Here is a 26,080-nt window from a genome sequence, read left to right as displayed (position 1 = left end):
AACGATCCGCCGACTACAACGTCGTTCTTTTGGCCGAAATGAACCCGGGTTCCGCGTCGGGTTTCAGATCAGGACCCATTTGCGAAACTCGCAGCGTGATAGCTTCGCCGCGCCCTCACCACCGCATCCGGGTTGTTGACCTGAACCCGCAACACATGACGTTGCCCATCAGCCTTGGCGGCGCCGGGATAAAAGCCCAGCCGATACTGATGACGAAGCTCGTCGGCAACCAGCTTGAAGGTCTTCTTCAAGTCCGAGACCTCGCTGCTGTAAAAACGTCCCGCGGAGACCTCAGAAAGATCGGTCAGGAAACTCATCGCTTCCTCGTTCTTCATCTCGACGCGGCGCCGCCGCTCGCTTGGTTGAGGGCGTTGCACAGGCGGAAACCGATCGCGTCTTCCCCATCCGCCGCGCCTGCCCCGCGGAAACTGAAACGGTGGCCCGTTCCAACCTCGGCGTGGGAAGCCTGTCTCGAAGAAAATCGGATAAACCATCGCGCCCGACTCAGCGGCCTCATCCAACAGTTCTTGCTCGTCAATGCGACTTCCGTGGTCTTTTCCGTCGGTCAGCAAGATTATCGCTTTGCGGCCCTCAACGCGTTTGAAGTGCCGTTCGATCACCACGGCCACAGCGTCGCGCAGCAGGGTCCCTACCTGTTCGCCAATCCCGGCATTCTTGATCGCGCGCTCCAACGCGTTTCGATCCGAAGTCAGCACGCTCAGCACGTGCACATCGTAGTCAAAGCTGATAACCATCGCGCGGTCTTGTGGCCTCAGCTCTTTGAGAAAGTTGGCGGCGTCCTTCTTTATGTCGTCTAAAACCTGTTCGGTGCTTCTGCTTGTATCGAGGAGCAACGCTATGTTGAGCGGTTCTTCCGAGGCCTCGAATACCGCGATGGTTTGCTCGATCCGGTCCTGATACAACTTGAAGTCTGAAAGCTTCAACCCGGGAATATATCTGCCCTGCCACTTACCAGAGTAGTTTGAACTTTGATGGGGTTGTCGCTCTGTTTTTCTTGCGCGAGGGTTGAGGGCGGGCCGATAAAGCTTGCCAGAACGATACACGTCGCGAGGGCTGTTTGACGGAAGTTCATGCTCGGGCTTGGCTCATGCGACAAGAGGGCTCTCGTGAGCCCTCCGCCGCTAATAATCAGTGAGTGACAGTCAAGGCGCAAACTGGCAGCTTACGCTACTATGCGCGAATGAATCCGCGGAAGTTCGACGGACTCGCGTTGAAGCCCGGGAAGATCCCGTTCAGGTTGCTCGCCCCCAGGTGACGCGCGGCGATCTCCGAAAACACATCGCGGAAGTCGGTGGTTAGCGCGAGGTCTCGGCCTTCGTACAACTGCTCAGTCGCAAGCCCCGGCCACTTGCAGTAGACCTTGCCACCCTTCACCGGGCCGCCGGCCACGAACAAACAGCTCGCGTGCCCGTGATCGGTTCCGCCCGAGCCGTTCTGCCTGATCGTGCGGCCGAACTCGGTCATAGTCAGGATCACGATGTTTCGCATGCGATCGCCAAGATCCTTGTACAGAGCGCCGATGCCCTGACTCAAGTCCTGTAAACGGTTCGCCAACTGTCCGCGAGAGCTTCCTTGATTAGCGTGTGTGTCCCAGCCGCCAACGTCGGTGAATGCGACTTCGACGCCGACGTCGGACTTGATCAACTGCGCGATTTGAAGCAGCGAATTCCCAAAGGGCGACCGAGGATAGTTGGCGCCGTTTGCCGCCTGGTATTGCTGTGGGTTCGCCTTCTTCAACATCTTCACTGCTTCGAAGGCTTCTTTGCCGGTCCCGTGCAGCGCATCGCCCATACCCTGTGAGTAAAGCGCCTCGAAGCCCTTCGCCACCTGGCTGTTTCCTTGCCCTGCGCGCACTCCGAAGTCTCCGATATTGGTCAGGGCAATCGCGGGCGCCGGGCCGAGCATCGTTCGCGGCAGGTTCGCGGTGAAAGACACCGCGCGAAAGGACGTTGCCTTCGGGTCCTTCTTCGCCTGCATGTAACGATTCAGCCAACCGTCGGCCGTGCCCTTATTGCCGGGCGTCGCCGATTCCATATAGTCCTGCGCGTCGAAGTGCGATCGGGTGTTGTCGGGCGAGCCTACCGCGTGAACGATGGCAAGATGGCCTTCGTCGTAGATCGCCTTGAACGGCGCGAGCTGCGGATGAAGCGCGAAATAGCCGTCCAGATCGAGCGCCGCGTCCGGGTTCCCGCTCTTCGGCGCCGGTATCGCGATATTTGGGCGAACGCTGTAGTAGCTCTTATCGCCGAATGGAATCACCGCCGAGATTCCATCCATGGCGCCTCGTTGAAAGATCGCGATGATAATTGGGCGGTCCTTGCCCGTAATGCCGGCTGTTTGCGCCAACACCGCGCGCTTCAAGAACGAGGGCGTGGCAGCAAAGCTCGCCAGCGCCACCCCCGATGATTTGAGAAAGAGTCTTCGTGTTACTGCCATGGTTCTTACTCCACTCGTTCAGGGTTCAGAGTTTAGAGTTCAGGGTTCGGAACCCTGAACTCTGAACCCGGAACCCTGAACCTTCTTATCTTCTTTGGAACTCCGGCGAGCCGAGCACAAGACCGAATGCCTTTGCGCTCTCGAGGTCGTCCCCCGACATCGCGATCTGAGGACGCAGATTCGCGCGCACTCCGAACCGCCGTTCCATTTGCTCGGGGTTGCCGATGCCTTTTTGTCCCTTGCCGGCGCCCTGGGTCGGAGGCAGGGCTTCCATGGAATTCTCGGCCATCACATCATCGCCCGTGGGAATCGGCGGCACAGCGCCGAGTTCACCCTTCACAGATACGCCCTCTTTCAACTGCTTCTCGAGGACGGCTCGAGTCTGCGGCGAAACGTCACCGTTCAACAGCGACGCAATCGCCTTCGCCATCACCTGTTGCCGATCCGACATTTCAACATCCCCGGCGGCACGCTTCACATCGAACGACGCGCCGCGGAGTTTGTTGGTCGTTAGCGCCAGACCAAAATTCAATCTCTCGAGCAATGCGCCGGTGTTGACCCACTGGTCTGCCCTGTCGGGATAGCCGGTGGGCGCTTGATACAAGTAGAGCGGCTGGCCCATCTTCGCGATGAACTGCGCGGTCTGAAGCGGTACGGTCACATCGGCGCCCAGCGCACGAACGGCCGATACCGCCAGCTCGAAAGGCGACTTGATCTTAGCGCGATGAGCTTCCTTCGTGTTGAACTCCGGCGAGGTAATGATCGTCCGCAGCATCTCGCGGATGTCGCCGTCCGTCTTCGTGTACACCGCAGTCACCCGGTCAACAAGCGATTGTGGCGGCGTGTCGCTAACGAATTTGCGCACCAGCTTGGTCGAGATGAACTTCGCGGTGCTCGGATGATGGGCCAGGATGTCGACGACCATCTCGCCATCTTTGATTCCACCGCCCGCGGGAATCTTCTTGCCGAGCACGATTTTCTCGCCGTTGTCGTGCATAAACGCTCGAAAGACGAACTGCGTGCCCTGCCGCGGACGATCGAGCGTCCATCCGGTCAAGCAGCGCGCCACTTCCTGGACATCCTTCTGAGTGTAGCCGCCCTCGACCCCCAGCGTATGAAGCTCCATGATCTCGCGAGCATAGTTTTCGTTAATGCCGGGCTTACGTTTCCTGAGCCCGTTCGCGGCTGGCGCTTGTCTCTGCTGTTGGATCATCTGATCGGGATCGCGCATTTGATCGCGCTGCATTTCGCGATCGACTTGTTGCTGCCGGTAGATCGGATCGTTTGAAGTCTGACCCCGTCGCGGGTTGCCCAGTCCGCCCCCAAGCGCTCCAGGCCTGCGCTGAAGCTGGCCACCCCGGCGCTGAGGCAGTTGAGCATCCGGGGACATCGACTGAAAGTTGTCCAGGTAGACCAGCATCGCCGGGCTCTTCGCCGTCGCCATCAACAAGTCTTTGAACGTACCCATCGTGTTCGGACGGATGACATTCATCTCATAATCGGTGGTCAGGTTGCGGTCGGCGTTCTTTGCCCAAAAGATATTGAAATGATTGAACCAGAAATCGGTCATCACTTCCTGAAGCTGGCGTTCGCTGTAGGCCGCGCGGATGATCTTCTGGCTTTGCAGCTCCTGCAGCAAAAACTGAGGTGGCCTGAGGTTGTTTTCCTGATAGTAGGCCATCACTTGCTGCCTGTATTCGCGCTTTGTGTTTTCCTCAGCCCCCTCGCCTGGAGGTAGAACCGGAGCGTTCTTTCCCTGCTTCAGACCGAGTTGGCGCGCGAGCAACTGCGGAGGCGGATACTTCTGCTGAATCTCGGCAAGGCTCATGCGCAGCGACGGAAAATTCGCCAGCCGCGCCTCTATGCCGGGATCGTCTACGCGGTCCGGGTGCAACTGAAGATCGATGTACTTGTCGATGCCCATTCGCTTGACTCGCTCGACGTCGCCGGAACGCGGGCCGTAGCCAATCCGGTTGAGCAGGTGAATGATCTTTTGATCGGCGGTGAGGGCGGAGCCGGCCGCCTTCGATTTGGTATCGGCAACGACGGGCATGATCGCGCCAAGCGCGAGCGCTCCGGCGATTGCGAGCGCGAGCACTGCCGAAGCAGCTCGGCGCGTTGCGAATCCAAGCTTGAAGGAGCCTTTATTTTCTCGTTTCATAGTCAACTTCCTCGCTACAGGTGGAATCTTCTGCATACGGCTTAGACTACAGCCGTTGGCGCTTAGTCTGAAAACCTAGCCAACCTTGTTGCGTACCGCTCGACCGGACAAGTGGCAGATGACATTACCAGCTAGTCGCGCTTTGCTTTTCAGAGCCCACCTGCCAGTAGCTCACTCCGCCTCGGCGCACGCGAACAACTTTGCCCATTCGCTGAGTCCGACTGCGAAAGGAGGCAAGCCGTAAGAAGCGACTTATGTATTGTGCTGCTTCGTCATGAGCAACATCAAGGAATACCAGACAGTATCCAGCGTGGCGCAGGTCCGGTCGATAAAAATCCCGATCCCGAGTGAAGAAAGTTGGCAGCCGTAGATTGTGCAAGAGAGGGATGATCTCATTGCGGTCCTTCATCCCGAGCCGCCCAAGATCGTCGCCGATCAGCCGAAAGTGTACGTTCCAGGATTGTAAGTGTTCGCGCTCCTCGCGCACGATGTTCTCATCAAGGACGTTCATGCTGCGCGCCGCGGCTTCGCCGTTTTGTCGATCAAAGCTTGCCGAGCTAGATCTATCGCTTCGGCAATGGCCTCGTGATTAATGTGGCCATCGAATTCATAGATTATACGGTCCCAGTCATAACCCTTGGCCAACATATAAAGCACGTCCTTTACGAACTTTCGAGTACCTATGAATGTCAGTTCCCCACCGCAAATCTCCGGATCGGAGACGATGTATTGACCAAGCTCTTTTCGCTTGCGGGTCCTCATATTGGCTCCTTAGCTTTAGAGTGAATCTAGCACACGGCTCGGTAGTGTCCTAATAATTAGGACACTACCCACGGCTCTTGTCAGAACAACGAGCACAGATGCAGTCCGTTGGAAGCACTAAAAGGCGACCGCGACTCCGCCGTCCATCATTCGCGACGCGTGCTCGACGTGTGCCGTCGCATAAGCCTTGATCGTTTCGACGTGCCGCCAGCGAAGCCCATGAACCCGCCGGAACAACCTGATCTTCAGATTCGCCACCTCGCTATTGATGCAGTACAACCGCTCGCCGTCCGGGTCCGAGTACTCGGCCTGGAGCATATCGCGTAATCGGCATTGAGCTGCGCCTTCGATATAGACGCGAGCGTTCATCGCAGAGAACGACCAGTAGCCCATTCCCAGCTTGCGCTGCCATTGCTCGGCTAGTCGCAGCCGCACGAAGCGGTGCTCTTCCCCTCGGTGGCGCAGGTACAGGGATTGAACCGGGGGAAGCGTGCGGCCTGCCCGGCGCGGCTTCGCGGCGAGTCCTTCAAACACAGTGCCAGGATGATTCTCAAACGCGTTCGAATGAACCCAGACCCAATCGTCAACGTGCTTCCGGCCCCACAGGTGCGATTGGCAGCCCGGCTCGTCTTCAAGAATGATAGGCCGGCCGTCGATTACAATTGTGCCGCTGAAACTCGCGTCCAGATTCGGCGAGCACACAAAAGATGAAGGCCTCGCGAGTCGAACCAGGGTTCGAGTCACGTGATGGTAAGTCGTTTGGCACGGTTCATAGCTTAAGTCCCACTCAACGCAATGGCCGCCAGTGTCCACCCTGCCCGACGCGCGAGAGGAAGAGAATAGACCGTCGCCAAGCGTCAGCCTGAATTCTTCCCGGCCTTCGAAGGCGAACTGGTCGATCGGATACTCACGTTTCACTCCGAAATTCTGTTCCGGGGAAGCTCGGCAGAACCCGGCGGCCCACAAGGACCCGTTTGGCTTAGAGTCACGCTCTGAAACCGCCGGCCATTCCAATGCGTAGCGAAACCAGAAGCCCCGTTGCGAGGCGCGATGATTGAGTGTCAGAAACCACACCTCGTAATGAGGCGCCCTTGTGCCGTCCCATCGGCAGAGATTGTCGGCAAAGTTAACCGCGAGTTTCGAAGTCGGCTGGAAGCTGACTGCCATAGCCGGGTCTCTTCCAATCTAAGGTTGCGGATTTCAGATTGCGCATTGAAAGACGACCTTCTGCTCAGAGCAATCGCAATCCGGTGATGCGGGAAACTTACCTCATTTGACCGGATGGAGCAATGCCTCGGCTCAACTCGGGTGAGGGCACCCCGAAACAACTGGTAGTGTCCTAATCTTGTGTTGGTCGACTAGGACACTATCGGGGCGACCGCGTATTTGGACTGCGGTGGCGTCTTTGCGTTGCCACCGCTTTCTGTCGTTTCGTGGGCGATAACCAAAAGCGGCGGCAACGCACAAAGGCCGCCGCAGTCCAAATATTCCGTCGCCCGTCATCGGCCGTGCGCCAGGGCACCTGCAAAGATCAACACAAGATTAGGACACTACCAAACAACTCCCGGCCTGAAGTTACACCGCGTATCATGGTATGCTGAAGCTCACGCTTTAGTGTTCGTCTCGTATCTACATAGGAAGAGCTTCCGGTAATTCTTCGAGGGTTCATTGGACCGAATAAGTCGTTCTGACAGTAATTCAGATGAAGACCCGATTCGGGAAGAGTTATTCAGCGTCGAGCGTCTTGAACAATATGCGGCCGAGTTGGCCGCCGCGCACAAGGTATCTTCCAAACCAGGGCGCGGCCGGAGGCTTCTTCCCCGATTAGAAGAGAACGGCCGCAAGCTGATCGCCGTCTATCGTGCGCTCGCCGAGGCCATTCGCAATGAGAGTATCGTCTCGCCCGCTGCCGAATGGCTGGTCGACAATTTTCATATCGTCGAAGAACAACTTCGCGAGATCCGCCGGGACCTACCCAAGGGTTATTACAAAGAGCTGCCCAAGCTTCAAAGCGGAGAACTGGCCGGCTATCCGCGCGTCTATGCGATCGCGCTGGCCTTGATCGCTCACACCGACAGTCGTCTGGACGCCGACACCCTCAGGCGCTTCATCCGTTCCTATCAGCAGGTAACGCCTCTCTCGATCGGTGAGCTGTGGGCGATTGCAATCACGTTGCGAGTCGCTCTGGTCGAGAACTTGCGGCGTCTTGGGACCCGCATAGTCTCAGCCCGCAATGCGCGAGAGGAGGCCGATAAACTGGCGGACAAGCTCCTGGAGATTGGCGGACGGGAGCCCGACGAGCTGATCTCGGCCCTTCAAACGGCGATGGGAAAGGGCCGCCGCAATGATCGGGCGTTCATCGTTCAGCTTACGCAGCGGCTTCGCGATCAAGACCCGGAAGTGTGGCCGGCGCTCGACTGGATAGAAAAAAAACTCGCGAGCGAGTCTACAGCCATCGAGCAGGTTGTTCATCTCGAGCATCAAAGGCAAGCCGCTACTCAAGTCACCGTAGGAAACATCATCACCAGCATGCGGTTGCTTTCAACGCTTGACTGGAAGGATTTCTTCGAGAGTGTCAGCCAGATAGATCCGATACTGGCCGGAGACCCAATCGGCGCCTACTCTCTGATGGACTTCGTGACGCGTGATCGCTATCGCCATGTTATTGAGAACATCTCCAAGCGCACAAAAGAGTCCGAGCAGGACATCGCCCGTCACGCACTGGCGCTGGCCGGGCAGCCACCGGACTCAGCGTCAGACGATCATCGCACACAGCACGTTGGCTACTATCTGATCGATCGGGGCCGCGCCCAGTTAGAACAGAAAGTCCACTATCGCATGCGATTGCGCGAGCGGATCGTTCGGGGTGTGCTCAGACATCCAACAGGTTCATATCTGGGAACGTTCACGGTAGTGACGATAGGTATTCTCGCGCCGTTTCTCTTGTATGCGTCTGTGTCGGGTGCTTCTCAAGCAGCGTTGGTTGTAATCGCTTTGCTGTTGCTTGTCCCGATTAGCGATCTGGTGCTGAGCGCGTTGAACCTCGACATAACCGTCCTCTTCAAGCCAAAGCCGCTTCCAAAGATGAACGCCTCCTCGGGTATACCGGAAACCGCCCGAACATTCGTCGTGATCCCAACCATTTTCTCGAACGAAGAAACTGTGCGTACTCTTCTCGAAAGAATGGAAGTGCACTATCTGGCAAATCGAGATGAGAATATTTATTTTGCGCTTCTGGGGGATTTTGCCGATGCCCCCCAGGCGGAAATGGCCGATGATGACGGTGTGCTGGAAGCCGCGACCCGGGGTGTTGCAGAGTTGAATGCGCATTACAGCGAATCCGCGGCGGAGCGGTTCTACTTGTTCCACCGCCGCCGTCAGTGGAACCCGGTAGAACGAGAATGGATAGGGTGGGAACGAAAGCGCGGCAAGCTACATGAATTCAATCGCCTGCTTCGCGGCGCTCGCGATACGAGCTACGTCGTAGCGACAGCCGGCCCGGATTTTCTTTCAGGCGTCAGGTACGTCATTACCCTCGATTCGGACACGCAGCTACCGCGCGACAGCGCACGGCGGCTCATCGGCGCGGCGATTCACCCGCTCAATCAACCTCGTCTCGACCCGCGAGTGAATCGGGTGACCGAAGGATACGGCATTCTTCAACCTCGCGTTAGCATGACGCTGACCAGCGCATCGCATTCATTTTTCGCGCGCATAATGTCGGGCCACACAGGAATGGATCCGTACACGACGGCAGTCTCCGACGTGTACCAGGACCTGTTCGGAGAAGGCAGCTACACGGGCAAGGGCCTCTACAACGTGGACGCTTTCGAAGCCGCGCTTGCCGATCGCGTGCCCGAGAACTTGCTCTTGAGCCACGATCTGTTCGAGAGCCTGTACGCTCGCGCCGCCCTGGTGACTGATATCGAACTTCTCGATGATTATCCGTCGCAATACGACTCCTATGCGAAGCGGCAACACCGGTGGACCAGAGGTGACTGGCAAATCGCGCGGTGGCTGTTTCCGTGGGTGCGAGACGCGCACAATCGTCCGGTGCGCAACCGGCTGCCGCTGATCAGTCGTTGGAAAATACTCGATAACATGCGGCGAAGTCTGGTCGCCCCGACGGTGCTGTTATGGCTGGCGGCTGCCTGGACGATTCTGCCCGGATCAGCGGTGTTTTGGACGGTCGCCATCCTGGTCATTCTGGCGTTTCCGGTTTACGCGCACGTGACCAACGCGTTGCTGCTTCATCCGCGCGGCATTCCGTGGACGAGTCATTTCTGGAGCGTTTGGGGTGATTTTCGAACCAACACCGCGCAGTTTGGGCTTTCGTTGACGTTCATTGCCCACCAGGCATACTTGCAGACTCACGCGATTGCGGTGACCTTTTATCGCAAGCTCATTTCAAAAAAGAAACTGCTCGAGTGGGTGACCGCGGCCCAGGCAGAGAGAGGGAGTGCGCATGATCTCCTGGCGTTTTGGCAGTTCATGTGGCCCGCTGAAGTTCTCACGGTGGCGATCGCTGTCGCTATTTCGCTCACCAAGCCTGGCGCGGCCCTGCTCGCGTCGCCATTTCTAATCCTTTGGGCGGCGTCGCCCCTGATCGCTTACTGGGTGAGTCAGGACTTGCCGAAGAAAGACGAAGCTCTCGAAGCGAATGACAAGGCGATGGCGCGCCTGGTTGCGCGACGCACGTGGAAATTCTTTGAGGCCTTCGTCGGGGAAGAGGATCACTGGCTTCCACCCGACAATTATCAGGAAGACCCCAGACCGGCTGTCGCGCATCGCACTTCACCGACTGACATCGGGCTTCTGTTGTTATCGACCGCGGCTGCTCGCGATTTCGGCTATATCGGCACGCTCGAGATGGTTGAGCGCCTCGAGCTCACTCTCGCGACCCTTAAGAAGCTCGACCACTTTCATGGGCACTTCTTGAACTGGTACGACACGAAGACGCTTACGCCGCTCACCCCTCAGTACGTTTCGACGGTGGATAGCGGGAATCTCGCTGGGCATCTGCTCGCGCTCAAACAGTGCTGCATTGAAGTTGCGGACCAGACTGTGTTCGATGTGCGGGCGATTGAAGGCCTGCGTGACACGATCTCGCTGATGCGCGACGAGGCGGCCAGGATCGGCGCCGTCCGGCAAAGCACCGGCGCCGTCACGCTCGAACAACTGCGCGAAGAGATCGACTTGTGCGTATCGAGCTTGCACGATGAGCCACCCGATACGCTTTCCGGGTGGCTTGGTCTGTTTCAGACTCTTTCGAAACGGATGGGTGAGATTGACGACATTGCAAATGCCCTTGCGCAGGAGCACGGGAGCGCACAATTCGAACAATTGAACTCCTGGACCCGCGCGCTGATGCATCAACTGCGCGAGCATCGCCGGGACCTGGCGATCCTTACGCCGTGGACGTGGGGTTTGACTGCTCCCATCGAACCAACCATCGTAAGTTGCTCCGAAGAGGTAGCAGCCGAGTGGAAGAGAATCGCCGGCTCGCTGGATCGCGTGCCAACCCTCTATGAGCTGCCAGCCATCTGCGACGAAGCTCGCGCGAGGTTTGCGGAACTCCAAAAGATAGTCGAGCAGTGTTCCAGCCCGAATCGCGCGAAGGCGCTCAGAGGATTGGGCGCTTTGACGAGCCATCTCGAGCAATCCTCGCGAACCGCGACAGAGCTTACCGCGCGCTACGCCGAACTGGCGCGGCGCAGCCAGGAAATGATCGATACCATGGACTTTCGCTTCCTGTTTGATGAGGACCGAAAAGTCTTCGTCATCGGATACAACGTAACCGACGGCAGTCGCGATAACTCGTACTACGACTTGCTTGCCTCGGAAGCGCGGCTGGGGAGCTTTATCGCGATTGCGAAGGGAGACGTCCCGCAAGAGCACTGGTTTCATCTCGGGCGCGCGTTTACTCAAGTTGACGGGAGCCGGGCGCTCGTATCCTGGACGGCTACCATGTTCGAGTACTTGATGCCGCGATTGGTGATGCGGGCTTACCCTGACACTCTGCTCGATCAAACGGATCGAGCCGTAGTTGCGCGCCAGATAGAATACGGCAGCGAGCGCGGCGTCCCCTGGGGGGTTTCAGAATCGGCGTACAACGCTCGCGATCTGCAGCTCAATTACCAGTACGGTCCGTTTGGTATCCCGGGTCTTGGACTCAAGCGCGGGCTGAGTGACGACCTGGTGATCTCGCCCTATTCAACGGTGCTTGCCGCGATGGTTGAACCGCGAGCTGCGCTGGAAAACATGAGGCGGCTGGCTCGCGAGGGCGCTCTCACCGGATACGGTTTTTACGAAGCGATCGATTACACCAAGGACCGCCTGCAACCGGATCAGAAGAACGCGTTCATAAGAGCATTCATGACTCACCATCAGGGAATGATCCTGGTTGCGCTCGACAATGTGCTGAACGACAAAGCAATGCAACAGCGGTTTCATTCCGAGCCGCTCGTGCAAGCAACAGAGTTGCTGTTGCAAGAGCGCATTCCGCGAGGTGTGGCGCTTGCGCGCCCGCGCGCGGAAGAAGTGAGATCCGACGGCACTCGTAGCGGCCTCAGCGCGCCCGATCCTCGGCGATTTCTTTCGGCGGACCTGCCAACCCCGCGTACTCAGCTACTTTCGAACGGAGTCTATTCGGTCGTCGTGACAACGGCAGGCTGCGGTTACTCGGCTTGCGGCGGGATCGCGATCAGCCGATGGCGGGAAGACGTCACGCGCGATAACTGGGGGAGCTTCTGTTATCTGCGTGATGTCCGCAGCGGCGCCGTCTGGTCCGCCGGGTATCTGCCAATACCTGGCAAGCCGCAATCCTACGAAGTTGCGTTGGCCGAAGACAAAGCGGAGTTCCGGCGCAGCGATGCCGGAATCGTCACCCGCACAGAGATCATAGTCTCGCCGGAAGACAACACCGAACTGCGCCGGGTTCGCGTTACCAATAACACCAATCGCTCGCGCGACATCGAATTGACCAGCTACATGGAAGTGGTGCTCGCGCCTGGCGCCGCGGACGCAGCGCATCCGGCTTTCAGCAATCTCTCCGTCGAGACTGAATTCATCGCGAGCGAAAGCGGGCTCCTCGCAACCCGCCGAAGGCGATCGCCAAATGAGGAAGAGGTCTGGGGCCTGCACGTGGTCGTAGTGGACGGTGAGACCGTCGGCGCGGTGCAATATGAAACTGATCGCGCGCGTTTCATCGGACGCGGGCACACGACTGCCGACCCGGTCGCGGTGATGGAGGGCCGCCCGCTTTCAAACACAGTCGGCGCGGTCCTCGACCCCATCTTTTCACTCAGACATCGCGTTCGGCTTGGTACGGGCGAAACCGCTTGCATAACATTTGCCACAGGTATTGCGCACTCGCGTGACGAAGCGTTAAGGCTTGCCGACAAGTATCACAACCCTTACGCGTTCGAGCGGGAGGCAGGATTGGCATGGACGAAAGCTCAAGTCGAGATGCGCCACTTGCAGATGGACGCCGACGAGGCCCATCTATTTCAGAGGCTCGCAGGTCGATTGCTTTATTCGGATCCCTCGCTGCGCCCGCGCTCGCACGTGCTTGAGCTCAACACCAGAGATCAATCGGCCCTCTGGGCTTATGGTATAAGCGGCGACTTGCCGATTGCTCTGGTTCGGATCAGCGAAGAGAGCAACCTGGGCATCGTCCGCCAACTCCTCCGCGGGCACGAGTACCTGCGATTGAAGGGTCTCGTTTTTGACCTGGTGGTGTTGAATGATCATCCGGCCAGCTACGTTCAATCTTTGCAGGATGAAGTGCAGCGGCTTGTGCGCATGAGTGGATCGCAAGCGTTGATAGACAAGCCCGGCGGTGTATTCCTGCGCCGCTCGGACTTGATCCCTGAAGCTGACCGGATCTTGCTGCACGCAGTTGCGCGCGTGGTAATCGTTGCGGATCGCGGCCCGCTCGAAGAGCAACTCGTGCAGCGGCCTGACGAGGATGATCTGCCCGCCAGGTTCGTCGCGCGCGCGGCTTCGCGGAAGTATCCGGAGCAAACTCTGCAAGACCCTGACCTCGCCTTCTTCAACGGTCTCGGCGGTTTCAGTCAGGGAGGTCGTGAGTACGTCACCGTCTTAGCCGAGGGCCAGTGGACGCCGGCCCCCTGGTTGAATGTGATATCGAATTCGAAGGACTTCGGTTTTCAAATTTCAGAAACAGGCTCCGGTTATACGTGGTCTGTGAACAGCCGCGAGAATCGATTGACACCCTGGTCCAACGATCCGGTGAGTGACCCGCCCGGCGAAGCGATATATTTGCGAGACGAGGAAACCGGCGAAACGTGGTCGCCGACGCCGCTGCCGATTCGGGAATCGGAACGGTACCTGATCAAACACGGGCAGGGTTACTCCCTCTTCGAGCACGCGAGTCACGGCATCAATCAGGAGCTTCTGGCCTTCGTTCCGATGGATGCTCCGGTGAAGATCTCGTTGCTGCGTTTGCGAAATGAAACAGAAAGAAAGAGGAGAATCTCGGTCACCAGCTATGCGGAATGGGTGCTTGGTGTGGAGCGCAGCCGCATGGCCCCTTACATCATCACCGAAGTGGATAACGTGACCGGCGCAATCTTCGCGCGCAATCCCTTCAACAACGAGTTCGCGCATCGCGTAGCATTCGTGGATATGAGCGAGAAAGACCGCAGCATCACCTGTGACCGCAAAGAGTTTCTGGGTCGTAACAGCTCGCCCGCGAGCCCTGCCGCTCTCGGCCGGGTGACGCTCTCCGGCCGAGTCGGCGCGGGACTTGATCCTTGTGCGGCGATGCAAGCCGTCGTCGAGTTGCTTCCGGACGAAGAGCGCGAAGTCGTTATGATCATCGGCGAAGGCGACAGCGTTGAAGAAGCCCGCGCTACGGCGGCTAAGTACAAGCAGGTTGCCGTGGCGAAGCAAGCGATCGAGCAAGTCATAGCCCATTGGGATGAGTTGTTGGAGACGGTAGAAGTAAAAACGCCGGACCCGGCAATGGACACAATGCTGAATCGCTGGCTGCTCTACCAGACCCTTTCGTGCCGCGTGTGGGCGCGATCGGCCTTCTATCAATCGGGCGGCGCTTACGGGTTTCGCGACCAGTTGCAGGACGTGTGCGCGCTCGTCTACGCGAAGCCACAGATAGCCCGCGAGCAAATACTGCGAGCGGCCGCGCGCCAGTTCAAAGAAGGCGACGTGCAACACTGGTGGCACCCGCCGACCGGGCGCGGCGTGCGAACGCGATGCTCCGACGATCTCCTGTGGCTTCCGTTCGTCACAAGCTTCTATGTGAAGGTCACAGGCGACGAATCGGTGCTGGGAGAGTCAGTGCCGTTTCTTGAGGCGCCGCTGCTTGCAGAGGGTGCGAACGAATCCTACACACAGCCGTTGGTCTCAGCAGAATCGGCGAGCCTCTATGAGCACTGTGCCCGGGCGCTTGATCGGAGCCTGGCAGTCGGAGAGCACGGTTTACCGCTGATAGGTTCGGGCGACTGGAATGACGGAATGAACCGCGTCGGCATTGAGGGCAAAGGCGAGAGCATCTGGCTCGGTTGGTTTCTTCACAATGTCCTCTCGGAGTTCTCACCCTTTTGCGATGCGCGCAAGGAGAAGCGACGAGGCAATAGATATCGTTCGCGCGGGGAGAAACTAAAGCAGGCGCTGGACGAGAATGGTTGGGACGGCGGCTGGTATCGCCGCGCTTACTTTGATGACGGGACGCCTCTCGGCTCTGCGCAGAACGGAGAGTGCCGCATCGATTCGATAGCGCAATCGTGGGGAGTGATCTCGGGCGCAGCCGATCACCACCGCGCCGTTCGGGCGATGGCCGCCGTGGAAGAGTATCTGATTAGGCGCGGCGACGGGCTTGTTATTCTGTTCACTCCGCCGTTCGATAAGAGCGCTCTTGATCCGGGATACATAAAAGGATACGTACCGGGTGTGCGCGAGAACGGCGGCCAGTATACCCACGGAGCATTGTGGACGCTGATAGCTTATGCCATGCAGGGAGACGGCGACCGCGCAGGCGAACTGTTCACTTTGTTGAATCCAATCAATCACGCTTCGACCCGAGCCGGGTTGCACAAGTACAGAGTCGAACCCTATGTTGCGGCAGCCGACGTCTACGCGGTGTGGCCTCACACGGGACGAGGCGGCTGGACGTGGTACACAGGTTCGGCAAGCTGGATGTATCGAGCGGGACTTGAATCGATCCTGGGGTTCAAGCTGCGCGGCGATCGGCTGCAAATCGATCCGTGCATTCCGCGAGGCTGGAGAGAGTACGAGATAGTTTACAAGCGCGGGTCGACGACCTACCTCCTGGCTATCGAGAACCCGCACGGCCTCTGCCGCGGAGATGCAAAGATAGAGATTGACGGAGAGCTTCTCGCAACGTCTGAGATCGAGCTTGTAGATGACGGCAAGCAACATAGCGTTCGCGTCACCCTCGAGATGAAAACAGGTGAAGGCTAGTCTCAGTCACACTCAGCTTGATGGATCGCAGATCAGGACTTCCGCCTGCAAATCCCGTAGGATGACATGTTCTATGAAAGGGTCGTGCGCCAGGGTTCTGTAACTCCGTAGGAGTGACCTCGTTCCCGCAGAAACGCTGCTTGCCGAAGCACAGGTAACTCCTCCGGAGTTACAGAACCTTCGCGCAAGGCCCTTCTATAGAACAGGTCATCCCTCCGGGATTGGCAGGCTGACGTTCGCGTTCCGCGATTCATCACACCCGGACCAAGACGCAGAACGATCTCAGGTTTGAAACAGCCGTGAGAAGAATGGTACGGTGCCAGAGCGTGAACTGTGACTCGACCATCCACGAACTCACAACCTTGGAGGCGCACTCTTGACCTGGGAACCCGAAGTTGACGAGATAAAACGCCGCGTCGAACTCGCAATGCAGATGGGCGGCCCCGCGAACGTCGAGCGCCAGCACACCAGCGGCAAGCTCACCGCCCGCGAGCGAATCGACCGATTGCTCGATCCCGGATCGTTTCACGAGATCGGCGCGCTGGCGGGCCAGGCCGCCTACGAAGACGGGCAGATGGTTTCATTCATCCCGTCGAACTTCGTGATGGGCACCGGGCGCATTGATGGACGGCGAGTCGTAGTTGCGGGCGACGACTTCACCGTGCGCGGCGGCGCGGCTGATGCGCGAGTGGGCGACAAAGCCGGCTACGCGGAAAGACTAGCGCGTGAGTTGAGGCTGCCCATCATCAGATTGGTAGACGGCACGGGCGGGGGCGGCAGCGTCAAGACGCTCGAGACCATGCAGCGCACCTATGTGCCGGCGAATCCCGCGTGGGACATAGTAGTGGCGTTGATGTCTGAAGTGCCGGTCATCGGAGCTTGCATGGGATCAGTTGCCGGGCTCGGCGCCGTGCGAGTTGTTACCTCGCACTTTTCGTTGATGGTCAAAGGCACAAGCCAGCTCTTCGTAGCGGGACCGCCGGTTGTCGAGCGCGGCGTAAGCGAGAAGGTGACCAAGGAACAACTCGGTGGGTCACACATTCATGCTCACGGCAGCGGCGCGGTAGACAACGAGGTCGATAGCGAAGACGAAGCGTTCGCCGCAATCCGCCGGTTTCTTTCCTATCTCCCTTCCAACGTCTGGCAAGTTCCGCCGCGATCCGCCGAACGTGACGATCCGGATCGCCGTGAAGAAGAGCTGATCTCGATCATCCCGCGAAATCGAAGGCTCGGCTTCGACGTGCGGCGGTTGCTCGGCCTGGTGTTCGATCGGGAATCGATTTTTGAGATTGCCCGCTACTACGGACGCCCGCTGGTGACTTGCCTCGCGCGGCTCGACGGGTATCCGGTCGGCGTGCTCGCAAGCGATCCTCAACAAGGCGGCGGCGGGCTCGACGCGCCGGGCAGCGAAAAGATGACGCGGTTTGTCGATGTGTGCGATACGTTTCATCTGCCGGTGGTGAACTTTGTCGATCAGCCGGGGTTCCTGATCGGCACCGCGGCCGAGCGCGCGGGCACCGCGAGGTACGGCGCGCGAGCGATGGCTGCGGTGTATCAGGCTACCGTGCCGTGGGTGTCGATTATCTTGAGAAGAGTGTTCGGAGTCGCGGGCGCCGCTCACGGCAACGCCCAAGGGCTTAACCTTCGGTACGCGTGGCCTTCAGGAGATTGGGGATCGTTGCCGATCGAAGGCGGCGTGCAGGCGGCTTATCGGCGCGAGATCGAGGCGGCTCCCGATCCCGCGGCCCGCCGCCAGGAAATTGAAGAAGGGCTGAATGAATTACGCTCGCCGTTTCGCACTGCTGAAGCTTTCGGCGTCGAGGAGATCATCGATCCCCGCGACACTCGACGGCTGCTCTGTGAGTGGGTAGCTACTGCCTATGAGTTGTTGCCTTCGCAACTCGGGCCAAAGGCGCGTGGTTTTCGACCTTGAGTCCTCTTTGTGTCTTTGCGAGTCTTTGCGGGCTTTGCGTGAACATTGATCAACACTGATCAACACGTTTCGCGCAAAGCTCGCAAAGACTCGCAAAGGACGCAAGGAACGGTCACTGCTTCTTCAATTCGCAACCAACTGGATACGGGGTTCGCGCATGAGCTACTATGAATGTGCCTCGCGGCCGCCTTGCCAGCCTTTTCTGGAGAACCTGATGAACCCAAAGAATGTCGCTGCTCTTTTGATCGCATTGATAATCCTGCTCCCATCTGTCCCCGCCTCTTTCGCCCGGGACGCTTCCAGTCAACAAACCGCCGAGCAAACCGACAAAGAGAAGCTCACGCCGGAAAAGAAAGCCGTTCTGCTACTGGAACAAATCGTTGGCGAGGCCGGGGTGCTCAAGCTTCCAGAGAATCGCATCTACATCCAGATTTCTGCCGGAGACTTGCTGTGGGATCGTGATGAAGCGCGTGCGCGCGCGCTGTTTGGCGAAGCCGGCGCCGGCATCGCCGATATGATGCGGCGAAATGATCCCGCCAATGATCCGGCAAATGATCGGAATGCCCGGCGGTCCGCTAACGCTAATCGCATTGCGCTCGAGCTGCGACAGGAACTGGTGATGACGGTGGCCCGGCACAACGGGGAGTTTGCGTATCAGTTGCTACAAACCATGCCGGCGCCGCCGGCCACTACGGGTCCGGGCGGGAGGCGGCAGGACCCACAAACGGGCCTCGAGCAAAGCCTCGTCGCGGCGATTGCGGCCAACGATCCGAAGACGGCGCTTAAGAACGCACAAGGCTGGCTTGATAAGGGGGAATACCCATCGTCACTTTCGAAGGTGCTTTCGCAGCTTCAATCAAAAGACGCCGAAGCGGCGACGAAACTCTCAGACCAGTTGGTTAAGAAACTGCAGCCCGAGGAGCTTCTCGCCAAGCAGGATGCCGCGCGGCTCTCGCTGAATCTGTTGCGCCCCGGGCCGCGCGCGGAAAAGAAACCGGGTGACGGCTCGCAACCGGCTGTCGGGAGTTCTGATCAGCTCCTGGCTGAATCGGCCTTTCGCGACGTGATGGCCGCGACGATCACGGCGGCGTTTCGGGCGACGCCGCAAGCGCAAAACACTCAGGCGCGCGGCGGGCCGGGAGGCTTTCGCGGCCGGCCTAACAATCCGGGCGCGGGCGCAGCCGCCGCGCCGCAGAGTGAAGCGGAGATTCTGCAAGCTAACGCGCGAATGTTGCTGATGGGCTTGCAGAGCTTGCAGCCGCAAATCGACAAGTATCTCCCCGAACGCAGTCTGGCCCTGCGCCAGAAGCTGACTCAAATGGGCATGGACAATGACCCGCGCGGCGCCTTCGGTCAGATGGCCAACCTCATGCAACAAGGAACATCGGAGAGCTTGATGGCTGCCGCTCCTTCTGCGCCTCAGGGAATGCAGAATCGGATGTATCAGCAGGCCGCGATCAAGGCTCTCGACGAAGGCAATCCCGAACGCGCTCGTGACATAGCTAACCAGCATCTTGAGGGAACGGCGCGCACCAACATGCTGCACACAGTCGAGCTCAAGCAGGCGGTGCGATCCGCGCCGAACAAGATGGATGAGATACGTCAAACGCTCAACCGGGCTCAGTCGGATGAGGAACGGTTGTCGCTGCTTCTCCAGTTCGCCGGCAACCTGCAAGCTGACAACCCGAAGCTTGCGCTTCAGCTTCTCGATGAGGCGCGAGGCCTGGTCACGCGCCGCGCAACCAACTACGGTCAGTTTGAAGCGCAGGTGAACGTGGCTCACGCTTATGCGGCGCTGGACCCCGCGCGCAGTTTCGAAACGTTGGAGCCGGGCATCAACCAGATCAACGAGCTTCTTTCGGCCGCGGCGATACTCAGCGGGTTTGAAGTGAACATCTTCAAGGAGGGCGAATTGCCGCTCAAGGGCGGCGGTTCGCTGACAAGCATTGTGATGCGGTACGGCGCGGAGCTGGCGTCGCTTGCCAGGATCGATTTCGAGAGAGCGCAGTTGCTGACCGAAAGATTTCAACTCGCCGAACCGAGGATCCTTGTGAGGCTCACGATGGTGCGAGGGGTGCTTGGCGTGCCTGCGATAGATTCGGCGAACAACGGCTTCGGCGCGGGCCGCGGTGGTGGTCAGTTCGGGCGCCGTCCTCAATGACTCAGAAGGGCAGAAGGCAGAAGGCAGAAGGCAGAAGGCAGAAGGCAGAAGGCAGAGTCTCGCGAGCCGGCAGAGTCTCGCTGAGGTTGCTATGATTAGTTGTCCTCTCATTAGGGGTGATTTGTGGAGCGCGGATCTCCGAACTGTTTCAACAGTTTCGCCACGTCCACGAGGCGGCAAAACCGTTAAAACAGTTGCGACCGACCGGTGATTCACCGACACCCAACTGAAAAGTTGGGTGTTAATGAGAAGCTGCTATCGGATTCGCCGTTACATGTCGAGCGGCAACCCTGATTTCATCATTCGAACAAGGAGGGTGTTTTTCATGCAAAGGAAATGGGCAACGCAGATATTTGCACTAATCCTGTCGCTCGTGGTGGTCAGTTCCGCCTCGGCCGACATCAAAATGAAAACAAAAAACACTTCGCCGGGAAATAGCAGCGAAGGCACGATCTACATCAAGGGCGCACGCCAACGCTCCAGCCAAAGCTTCGGCGCAGGCTTCGAGATGGTCACCTTAATTCAGTGTGATCTGAAGCGGACCGTTCAAATCAACGACAAGGCCCGGACCTACATGGTAACGCCGATGGCCACCGCGTCGCCCACTGCTACAACCGGTGAAGAACAATCTGCGGCCCCGAGCCAGCCAACTACGACGCGGCGCGGCGGAGTGGTCACTTACATCTCGGCTATCAACGACACGGGCGAGCGCAAGAAGTTGTTCGGGTTCACGGCGCGTCACATCAAGACTTCGATGACCGTCGAGTCCAGCCCGGACGCCTGCAATCCTTCCCGGTTTCGAATGGAAACAGATGGCTGGTACATCGATCTCGACTTCAGCTTCAACTGTGACATGGACGGGGCTCCGGTTGCCTCGGCGCCACAAGGCGCCAGGCCCGATTGTAAGGATGAGGTCCGTTTCAAGAGGTCCGGCACGGGCAAATTGGGATATCCGGTTCTTGTGACCACGACTATCTACCTCGATGGAGGACAGACATCCACTTCTGCCACGGAAGTCGTGGAACTAACGACCACGCCGCTGGAGGCGTCGTTGTTCGAAGTGCCGGCCGGCTACACCGAAGCGAAGGATTATCAGGCTCTGATGGGAATGCCCTCGGTCGAATCGATCACCAGCGGCCGGCCGACTGCCCAACCGGATTCCGAAACCGCTATGACCGCGGGTGCCAAGCGGCCCGGCACGGTTCGAGTGGGAGTGGTTTGGGTCGGCAACAAGACTGACCGCTCGCCTTCGGTGGATATGCTGCGGAGCAGGCTTATCGGCGACATAATCGAGTCAGATATCGACGCGGTACCTCTTGACTCGCGCACCCCGGCTGACATCGAAGCCGAGGCCAAGCGGAAAGCGTGTGATTACATTCTCTACACCGACATCACGCTGTTGAAGACCTCCGGCAAGGCTGGCGGCTTGCTTGGTCGAGCGACCGGAATTGGCGGACTGAAGGAGAGAGTGGAATCGCGGCTCGACTTCAGATTGTTCCCGACGGGAAACCCCTCGCCGCAGTTGGTCTCATCGGCGACGGCTAAAGAAGACGGTTCTGAAGATGCGAGCTTGTCAGCGGCAGGCGGCCAGGAAGCTAAGGCAGTTGTAGCCGAAGTCCGAAAAAGGAAGTGACGCTGCCGCGTTCCAGCGGAGTCGTACCAAAGGAGCAACCCACCATGCCGCTCAAAAAGTCTATACTGCTTGGCTTCAGTTTGTTCTTTCTGAGTCTCGCTATACCCGCGACAACCGGCAGCGGAGCGAGCTCCTATTCGATCGCCGGCTTCGCCAGCGACGCGCAGAAGAAGCCGCTCTCCGGCGTGATGATCACCGCCTTCGATGCGGTCGAAGACAAGACGATCACCGTCTTCACAAAGCCAGGCGGGCGCTTCAAGCTGCCGGGGCTCATGAACCGCGACTACAAGCTGCGAGCCCGCCTGCCCGGCTTCGAGGATGAATTCACGAACGTCGCTTACAAGTCAGGCAGCAACGCACCCGTCGCATTTCATCTGAAACCGGCCGCCAATCCGAAGATGCAGGAGACAAGCGTAGACCGCATTCGCCTGATCAAATGGCCGAATGACGAAGCGCGATTGAATTTCAGAATGGCTTGCGCTTACTGCCATCAGGTCGGCACCGAAGGCTTTCGCGCTCCTCGAGAAAAAGCAGACTGGGAAGTCATGGTCCGCGATGTGATGGGCAGCCGCACCGGGTTCGGAAGCTTCCGCACCCTTCATAAGCAGACTCAGCAGGCTCTACCCGGAATGTTGTACGAGACCTACAAGCAAGGCGCGGAAGCCAACTGGCCCGCTTACACGCCGCCGCCCGCTCCCTCGGGCGACGCGCTCAACGTCGTCATCACCGAGTGGCCCGTCGGGCACGAGAACAACGCGTTGATGCACGACCTCGAAATCGGCGATGACGGATTGATCTACCTCGTCGATATGGTGCACGACGCGGTTCGCACGGTCGATTCAAAAACCGGCGAGCGAAAGTCTTACTCGATTCCGGGCGGTGTAAAGGACGGCTCGGGCGACTATCCTCTGCAAGGGCCGCATTCGATTGAGAAGGCCCCGAACGGCGATATGTGGATCACGTTAGCGCTCGGCGGCAAGATGGCCCGCTTCGACACCAAGACGAAAGAGTTTCTGTTGATCGAGAGCGGCGAAGGCGGCAAGCGAGGCGGTTATCCTCACACATTGCGCTTCGATCAGAGCGGCATCTGTTGGTACACCGACGCCGCGATGAACGCGATCTTCAGGCTCGACCCGGTGACGCTGACGATTAAGCAGTATCAACTGCTCAAACCTGAGCAAGCTTCTAATGTCCCGACGATGGGCGAGACTGGAGGGATCACTCCTTACGGCATCGACATCGCGCCGGATGGTAAGGTTTGGTACACGAAGCTGAACGGCCAACGAGTAGGAGTGATCGACCCGGCGACGGGCAAGATCACCGAGTGGAAGCCGCCGGTCTATGGTCCCCGCCGTCTCGAGGTGGCGGGTGATGGAGTCGTATGGATACCGGGCTACGGCAGCGGCGACTTCTGCAGCTACGATCCAAAGAAAGATGCGTGGAAGAAGTATTCGCTCCCGGGCAAGGGAGACGACATTCCGTATGCGATAAACGTCGATCGGCGCACGGGCCAGATTTGGATATGCGGCGCGGGCAGCGACACGATGATGAGATTTGATCCGAAGACTGAAAAGCTGACGGTGATTCCGATGCCGACTCGGGTGACTTACACGCGAGAGCTTGAGTTCGGCAAGGATGGCAGCATCTGGACTTGCAATTCGAATCATCCAGCGCGCCACATCGAAGGCCATCGACAGTCGGTGATCAAGATTGAAGTGACGGGGAGTTGATTCGGATTGGAAGCGTCACAACGTCAGTGGCCAACTTCTCATTCACACCATTACCCTGTCATTCTGTTCCGAAAGTGGTTTGGAGTTTCCTAAGACCCGATCGAGCCAGCGATCAAATAGCACCTTGTAGACGGGATTTGAACACTCGGCCATTATTTCCCGCGCAATATCTACACTGCCGCGGCGGCGGGATCCCTCGGCTGAGAGAACGCATAGCATGTTTCGGAAAGCCTGCCCTAGGCTTACTCGCCGGACGTTTAGCATTAAGGCTTCGGCGGAAATACGTTGATCGATGATTGTCTGGACGTTCTCGCTAAGCTGCGCGAACGATTTTTCAGACTCGTCCTTGGGCAGCGTCAGAGAGTCTGTGTTGCGTACGTCCGCGAGGGATCCGGTCAAGCTAGCTTTCTCGATCCTGGGAAGATCTCGAGCATAAACATGGAGGCTGTTACTTATCTGATTGTATTCGCCTACGCCAATGCCCAACCATCCCGCCAAGATCTCTTGAAGGGTTGTGAACTGGACAATGTTATAAGGGAGGCCACGATATAGGTCGTTGCTCCGAAGGATTTGCATCCATTCAAGTCTGCCGCGACGCACCTTGAGGATTGAAGCAACATTGCAGGGTATGTCGGGCGAGGCTTCCTGACCGGTAGGGCTGGGAAGATCAATCCTTGAATCCCAAATCTGGAGAGTGACCTGGCGAGTGTGAGGCTTCGAGTTCAATGCTTGATAAGCTCGCTCGATTTGATCGATACCAAAGTGATGGCGAAGGCGATAACCGTAGGCGCCGTGATATGTGTCGCCGTGTCCGGCGTATTCTGGCAAGCGTCTATTGAAGTAGTTCAGGAATGCCGAATCGTTCCGGCCGGTCATGATCCAAATTGTTTCCGCAATTGCAAAAGCTGGATTGATCGCTGGAACTCGAGAAATCACCCATCTTTGAATCGGATTGGAGATGGACATGGCCGAGTGCAGGAGTTCACGCGTGTCCCCCGCACGGCTCGACTGATCTGTTCCGTCACCACGCCGAAACGCAGATGCAGCTTTTGCCCAAACTTCATCAGCGGTACTGCCCTCAAATACTCGAAACATACTGACCACCCTCTTTGATGCGCTCGTTCAGGCCCCACTTGGGCGGGTACCAATATGGAATAGGGGCGGAGCTGATTCGATATCTTTGTTTGATCCTCGTTCGTCCGGTAACGCCTGAGATTTCAGGATGTTCTATCCGTGAGTACTTGTCCACCTCACAAAAGAGATTCTGGCAGTCAATCAATTGCAGCCGCCGACCCCAAAGAGTTTGAAATGGTAGCTCTAATCGTTCAAACTCCGATTCCTGCCTGTCCGCTATCACCTTAATAATTTCGGTTCCATTCAATCCACCAAGATCCTCAAAGCATTTGCGGATTCCGTCGCGAGCGCCGGGTCCTGGAACCACAAACTCCATTTCACTGTAGTTCAGTATCGTGCTGTAGTTGAGATCCGTCACGTACTGATATGCGAGAAAATCACCAATTGTGGGATATGAGCGTAGCAATTCAAAAGCCTCCTTCATTGAGTGAGCATCAGCCAAACGATCTGGTAGTTTGTCCCGCATCATTCGTTCTAGGAGCTTGAGGTGCATGCAGTGTTTTCTCTCACGGATGAGAGATCTCCCGCCCGATGGCATGATATACGCGGCGGAGTATATCGGAATTCCTGTGCTCAGAGCCCTCTCTAATACTGAGCCGTAGTGTTTGACGGAATAGTCAGTAGACCATACAGTTCCGAATGCGCGCTCGAGCAGTTCCCAAGTCCCAACTTTGTTAAAAAACTTAAATAGCAGCGTTCTGAAGACGATTTCCTCTAGCGATTGATCACCCTCATAGATCACGCGTCTAATTAGGTATTGGCTCACTCGATCAGATGCTCGATAGGCGTTTGTGAACTTATACTGTCGTAGCGTCGGATCGTCAGTCCAAGGGGGCGCTTCGCCATTCACTCGCTGGAAGAAGATTCGTTGGCGTTCCGCCGCGAACCGCCAGTAAGTGTCATATACTACCGTCACCTTGGCAGGTGCAAGCCGCGTGAATATGACGGGGGTCCGTTTGACAGTCTGCTTAAGCCTCAGTTGAAGCTGGATGATAGTATCTGTCCGCTGTCGTCGAGCCATCGGCTTCACTTAACTCCCTATCGAGGTAGATATGCTTAACAACTTGTGACAGTGCGTCCGCAAAACCACCGTTGTTTTCGACGTACCAAACCGGGTAGCGATTAGCCTCTTGCGCGGCAACCTCAGCGTACTCCTGAGAAACTGCCTTCCAGTCATCTGTTGCGGGAGCGGTAATAGGGTTCGAACGTTGTATCAAGAAGACTCCTTCTGGAGAATGATTCGCCCAGCAAGCTTGCTCCAAGTCGACCATCCTCCCAAGCGCGGCTCGGTTCGCTCCCGCGACTCTTCCGTACACTAGCGTCGACCACCAGAATCGATCGAGCACAACGTTCCGGCCGATCTTAAGTGCCGGCAGGATTTTGGATTCGATGGCATCAACATGAGCCGCGATGTGTAGCAGCTGAAGACTCGTCGGGGTTATCGCTTGAACGCCCCTAGATTGGGGGTCGTGGTGCAATCCGTAAACTAGGGTTCCGAGAGTGCCGATTTCTCTTCCTGGAAAAGCGAAATAGTCGCACTCTATCCCCTTGCTTCGAAAGTATTCCGCAGAGGCTATCGATAGGGTCGTTTTACCGGAGTTGTCGGGCCCTTCAAAGACAAACAGTTTTCCCGGTTCACACATTG

The 26,080-nt window shown here is 57.9% G+C and carries 14 protein-coding genes; 5 read left to right on the top strand and 9 right to left on the bottom strand.

Annotation, left to right across the window (positions count from 1 at the left end):
• Positions 1-68 precede the first annotated feature (68 nt).
• From AABO57_18950 to AABO57_18925, 6 genes are all read right to left on the bottom strand, one after another.
• On the bottom strand, positions 69-1,064 hold the full coding sequence (locus AABO57_18950; GenBank protein ID MEK6287802.1) for a VWA domain-containing protein: 996 nt from the start codon (positions 1,062-1,064) through the stop codon (positions 69-71).
• 127 nt (positions 1,065-1,191) lie between these two features.
• The gene (locus tag AABO57_18945; GenBank protein MEK6287801.1) at positions 1,192-2,457 is read right to left on the bottom strand and encodes a DUF1501 domain-containing protein; all 1,266 of its coding nucleotides are present in this window, start codon (positions 2,455-2,457) and stop codon (positions 1,192-1,194) included.
• Between the two features lie 85 nt (positions 2,458-2,542).
• Entirely contained in the window at positions 2,543-4,618 is a 2,076-nt protein-coding gene (locus AABO57_18940; GenBank protein ID MEK6287800.1) for a DUF1800 domain-containing protein, read from the bottom strand.
• A gap of 124 nt (positions 4,619-4,742) precedes the next feature.
• Complete coding sequence (locus AABO57_18935; GenBank protein MEK6287799.1) at positions 4,743-5,129, bottom strand: hypothetical protein; 387 nt, start codon at positions 5,127-5,129, stop codon at positions 4,743-4,745.
• Complete coding sequence (locus AABO57_18930; GenBank protein ID MEK6287798.1) at positions 5,126-5,380, bottom strand: DUF433 domain-containing protein; 255 nt, start codon at positions 5,378-5,380, stop codon at positions 5,126-5,128. Before AABO57_18930 ends, AABO57_18935 begins: the two co-directional genes overlap by 4 nt.
• A 117-nt stretch (positions 5,381-5,497) precedes the next feature.
• The gene (locus AABO57_18925) at positions 5,498-6,547 is read right to left on the bottom strand and encodes a tocopherol cyclase family protein (GenBank protein ID MEK6287797.1); all 1,050 of its coding nucleotides are present in this window, start codon (positions 6,545-6,547) and stop codon (positions 5,498-5,500) included.
• A 501-nt stretch (positions 6,548-7,048) separates the two neighbouring features.
• On the opposite strand from AABO57_18925, the gene AABO57_18920 reads away from it, so the two are divergent.
• The 5 genes from AABO57_18920 to AABO57_18900 all read left to right on the top strand — a co-directional run bounded on the left by AABO57_18920 (position 7,049) and on the right by AABO57_18900 (position 23,301).
• Positions 7,049-15,844 carry a glucoamylase family protein gene (locus AABO57_18920; GenBank protein MEK6287796.1) on the top strand — a complete coding sequence of 2,932 codons (8,796 nt, stop codon included), beginning with the start codon at positions 7,049-7,051 and terminating at the stop codon, positions 15,842-15,844.
• A gap of 376 nt (positions 15,845-16,220) precedes the next feature.
• On the top strand, positions 16,221-17,777 hold the full coding sequence (locus AABO57_18915; protein MEK6287795.1) for a carboxyl transferase domain-containing protein: 1,557 nt from the start codon (positions 16,221-16,223) through the stop codon (positions 17,775-17,777).
• A gap of 214 nt (positions 17,778-17,991) precedes the next feature.
• Positions 17,992-19,938, top strand: a complete 1,947-nt coding sequence (locus AABO57_18910; GenBank protein ID MEK6287794.1) for a hypothetical protein — start codon at positions 17,992-17,994, stop codon at positions 19,936-19,938.
• A gap of 325 nt (positions 19,939-20,263) precedes the next feature.
• Positions 20,264-21,571 (top strand): hypothetical protein, encoded by a 1,308-nt coding sequence (locus AABO57_18905; protein MEK6287793.1) that lies wholly within the window; start codon positions 20,264-20,266, stop codon positions 21,569-21,571.
• A gap of 44 nt (positions 21,572-21,615) precedes the next feature.
• Positions 21,616-23,301 carry a carboxypeptidase regulatory-like domain-containing protein gene (locus AABO57_18900; protein MEK6287792.1) on the top strand — a complete coding sequence of 562 codons (1,686 nt, stop codon included), beginning with the start codon at positions 21,616-21,618 and terminating at the stop codon, positions 23,299-23,301.
• 42 nt (positions 23,302-23,343) lie between these two features.
• Here AABO57_18900 and AABO57_18895 read toward each other — a convergent pair whose 3' ends face one another.
• The 3 genes from AABO57_18895 to AABO57_18885 are packed head-to-tail and all read right to left on the bottom strand — an operon-like array spanning position 23,344 to position 26,078.
• Positions 23,344-24,396 (bottom strand): thymidylate synthase, encoded by a 1,053-nt coding sequence (locus AABO57_18895; GenBank protein ID MEK6287791.1) that lies wholly within the window; start codon positions 24,394-24,396, stop codon positions 23,344-23,346.
• Positions 24,380-25,456 carry a nucleotide kinase domain-containing protein gene (locus AABO57_18890; protein ID MEK6287790.1) on the bottom strand — a complete coding sequence of 359 codons (1,077 nt, stop codon included), beginning with the start codon at positions 25,454-25,456 and terminating at the stop codon, positions 24,380-24,382. Before AABO57_18890 ends, AABO57_18895 begins: the two co-directional genes overlap by 17 nt.
• Positions 25,404-26,078: a hypothetical protein gene (locus AABO57_18885; GenBank protein MEK6287789.1), complete on the bottom strand. Its 675-nt coding sequence runs from the start codon at positions 26,076-26,078 to the stop codon at positions 25,404-25,406. The genes AABO57_18890 and AABO57_18885 overlap by 53 nt, the downstream gene beginning before the upstream one ends.
• Positions 26,079-26,080: the final 2 nt, after the last annotated feature.

Source organism: Acidobacteriota bacterium (assembly GCA_038040445.1).
In the GTDB taxonomy this organism is placed as follows: domain Bacteria; phylum Acidobacteriota; class Blastocatellia; order UBA7656; family UBA7656; genus Onstottus_A; species Onstottus_A frigus.
This window is presented reverse-complemented; position numbering and strand designations above follow the sequence as displayed.

Coding starts and splice junctions, on each gene's coding strand:
- AABO57_18900 (MEK6287792.1), top strand. CDS start 21,616: ATGCCGCTCAAAAAGTCTATACTGCTTGGCTTCAGTTTGTTCTTTCTG.
- AABO57_18945 (MEK6287801.1), bottom strand. CDS start 2,457: ATGGCAGTAACACGAAGACTCTTTCTCAAATCATCGGGGGTGGCGCTG.
- AABO57_18935 (MEK6287799.1), bottom strand. CDS start 5,129: ATGAACGTCCTTGATGAGAACATCGTGCGCGAGGAGCGCGAACACTTA.
- AABO57_18930 (MEK6287798.1), bottom strand. CDS start 5,380: ATGAGGACCCGCAAGCGAAAAGAGCTTGGTCAATACATCGTCTCCGAT.
- AABO57_18885 (MEK6287789.1), bottom strand. CDS start 26,078: ATGTGTGAACCGGGAAAACTGTTTGTCTTTGAAGGGCCCGACAACTCC.
- AABO57_18895 (MEK6287791.1), bottom strand. CDS start 24,396: ATGTTTCGAGTATTTGAGGGCAGTACCGCTGATGAAGTTTGGGCAAAA.
- AABO57_18925 (MEK6287797.1), bottom strand. CDS start 6,547: ATGGCAGTCAGCTTCCAGCCGACTTCGAAACTCGCGGTTAACTTTGCC.
- AABO57_18940 (MEK6287800.1), bottom strand. CDS start 4,618: ATGAAACGAGAAAATAAAGGCTCCTTCAAGCTTGGATTCGCAACGCGC.
- AABO57_18890 (MEK6287790.1), bottom strand. CDS start 25,456: ATGGCTCGACGACAGCGGACAGATACTATCATCCAGCTTCAACTGAGG.
- AABO57_18910 (MEK6287794.1), top strand. CDS start 17,992: ATGAACCCAAAGAATGTCGCTGCTCTTTTGATCGCATTGATAATCCTG.
- AABO57_18905 (MEK6287793.1), top strand. CDS start 20,264: ATGCAAAGGAAATGGGCAACGCAGATATTTGCACTAATCCTGTCGCTC.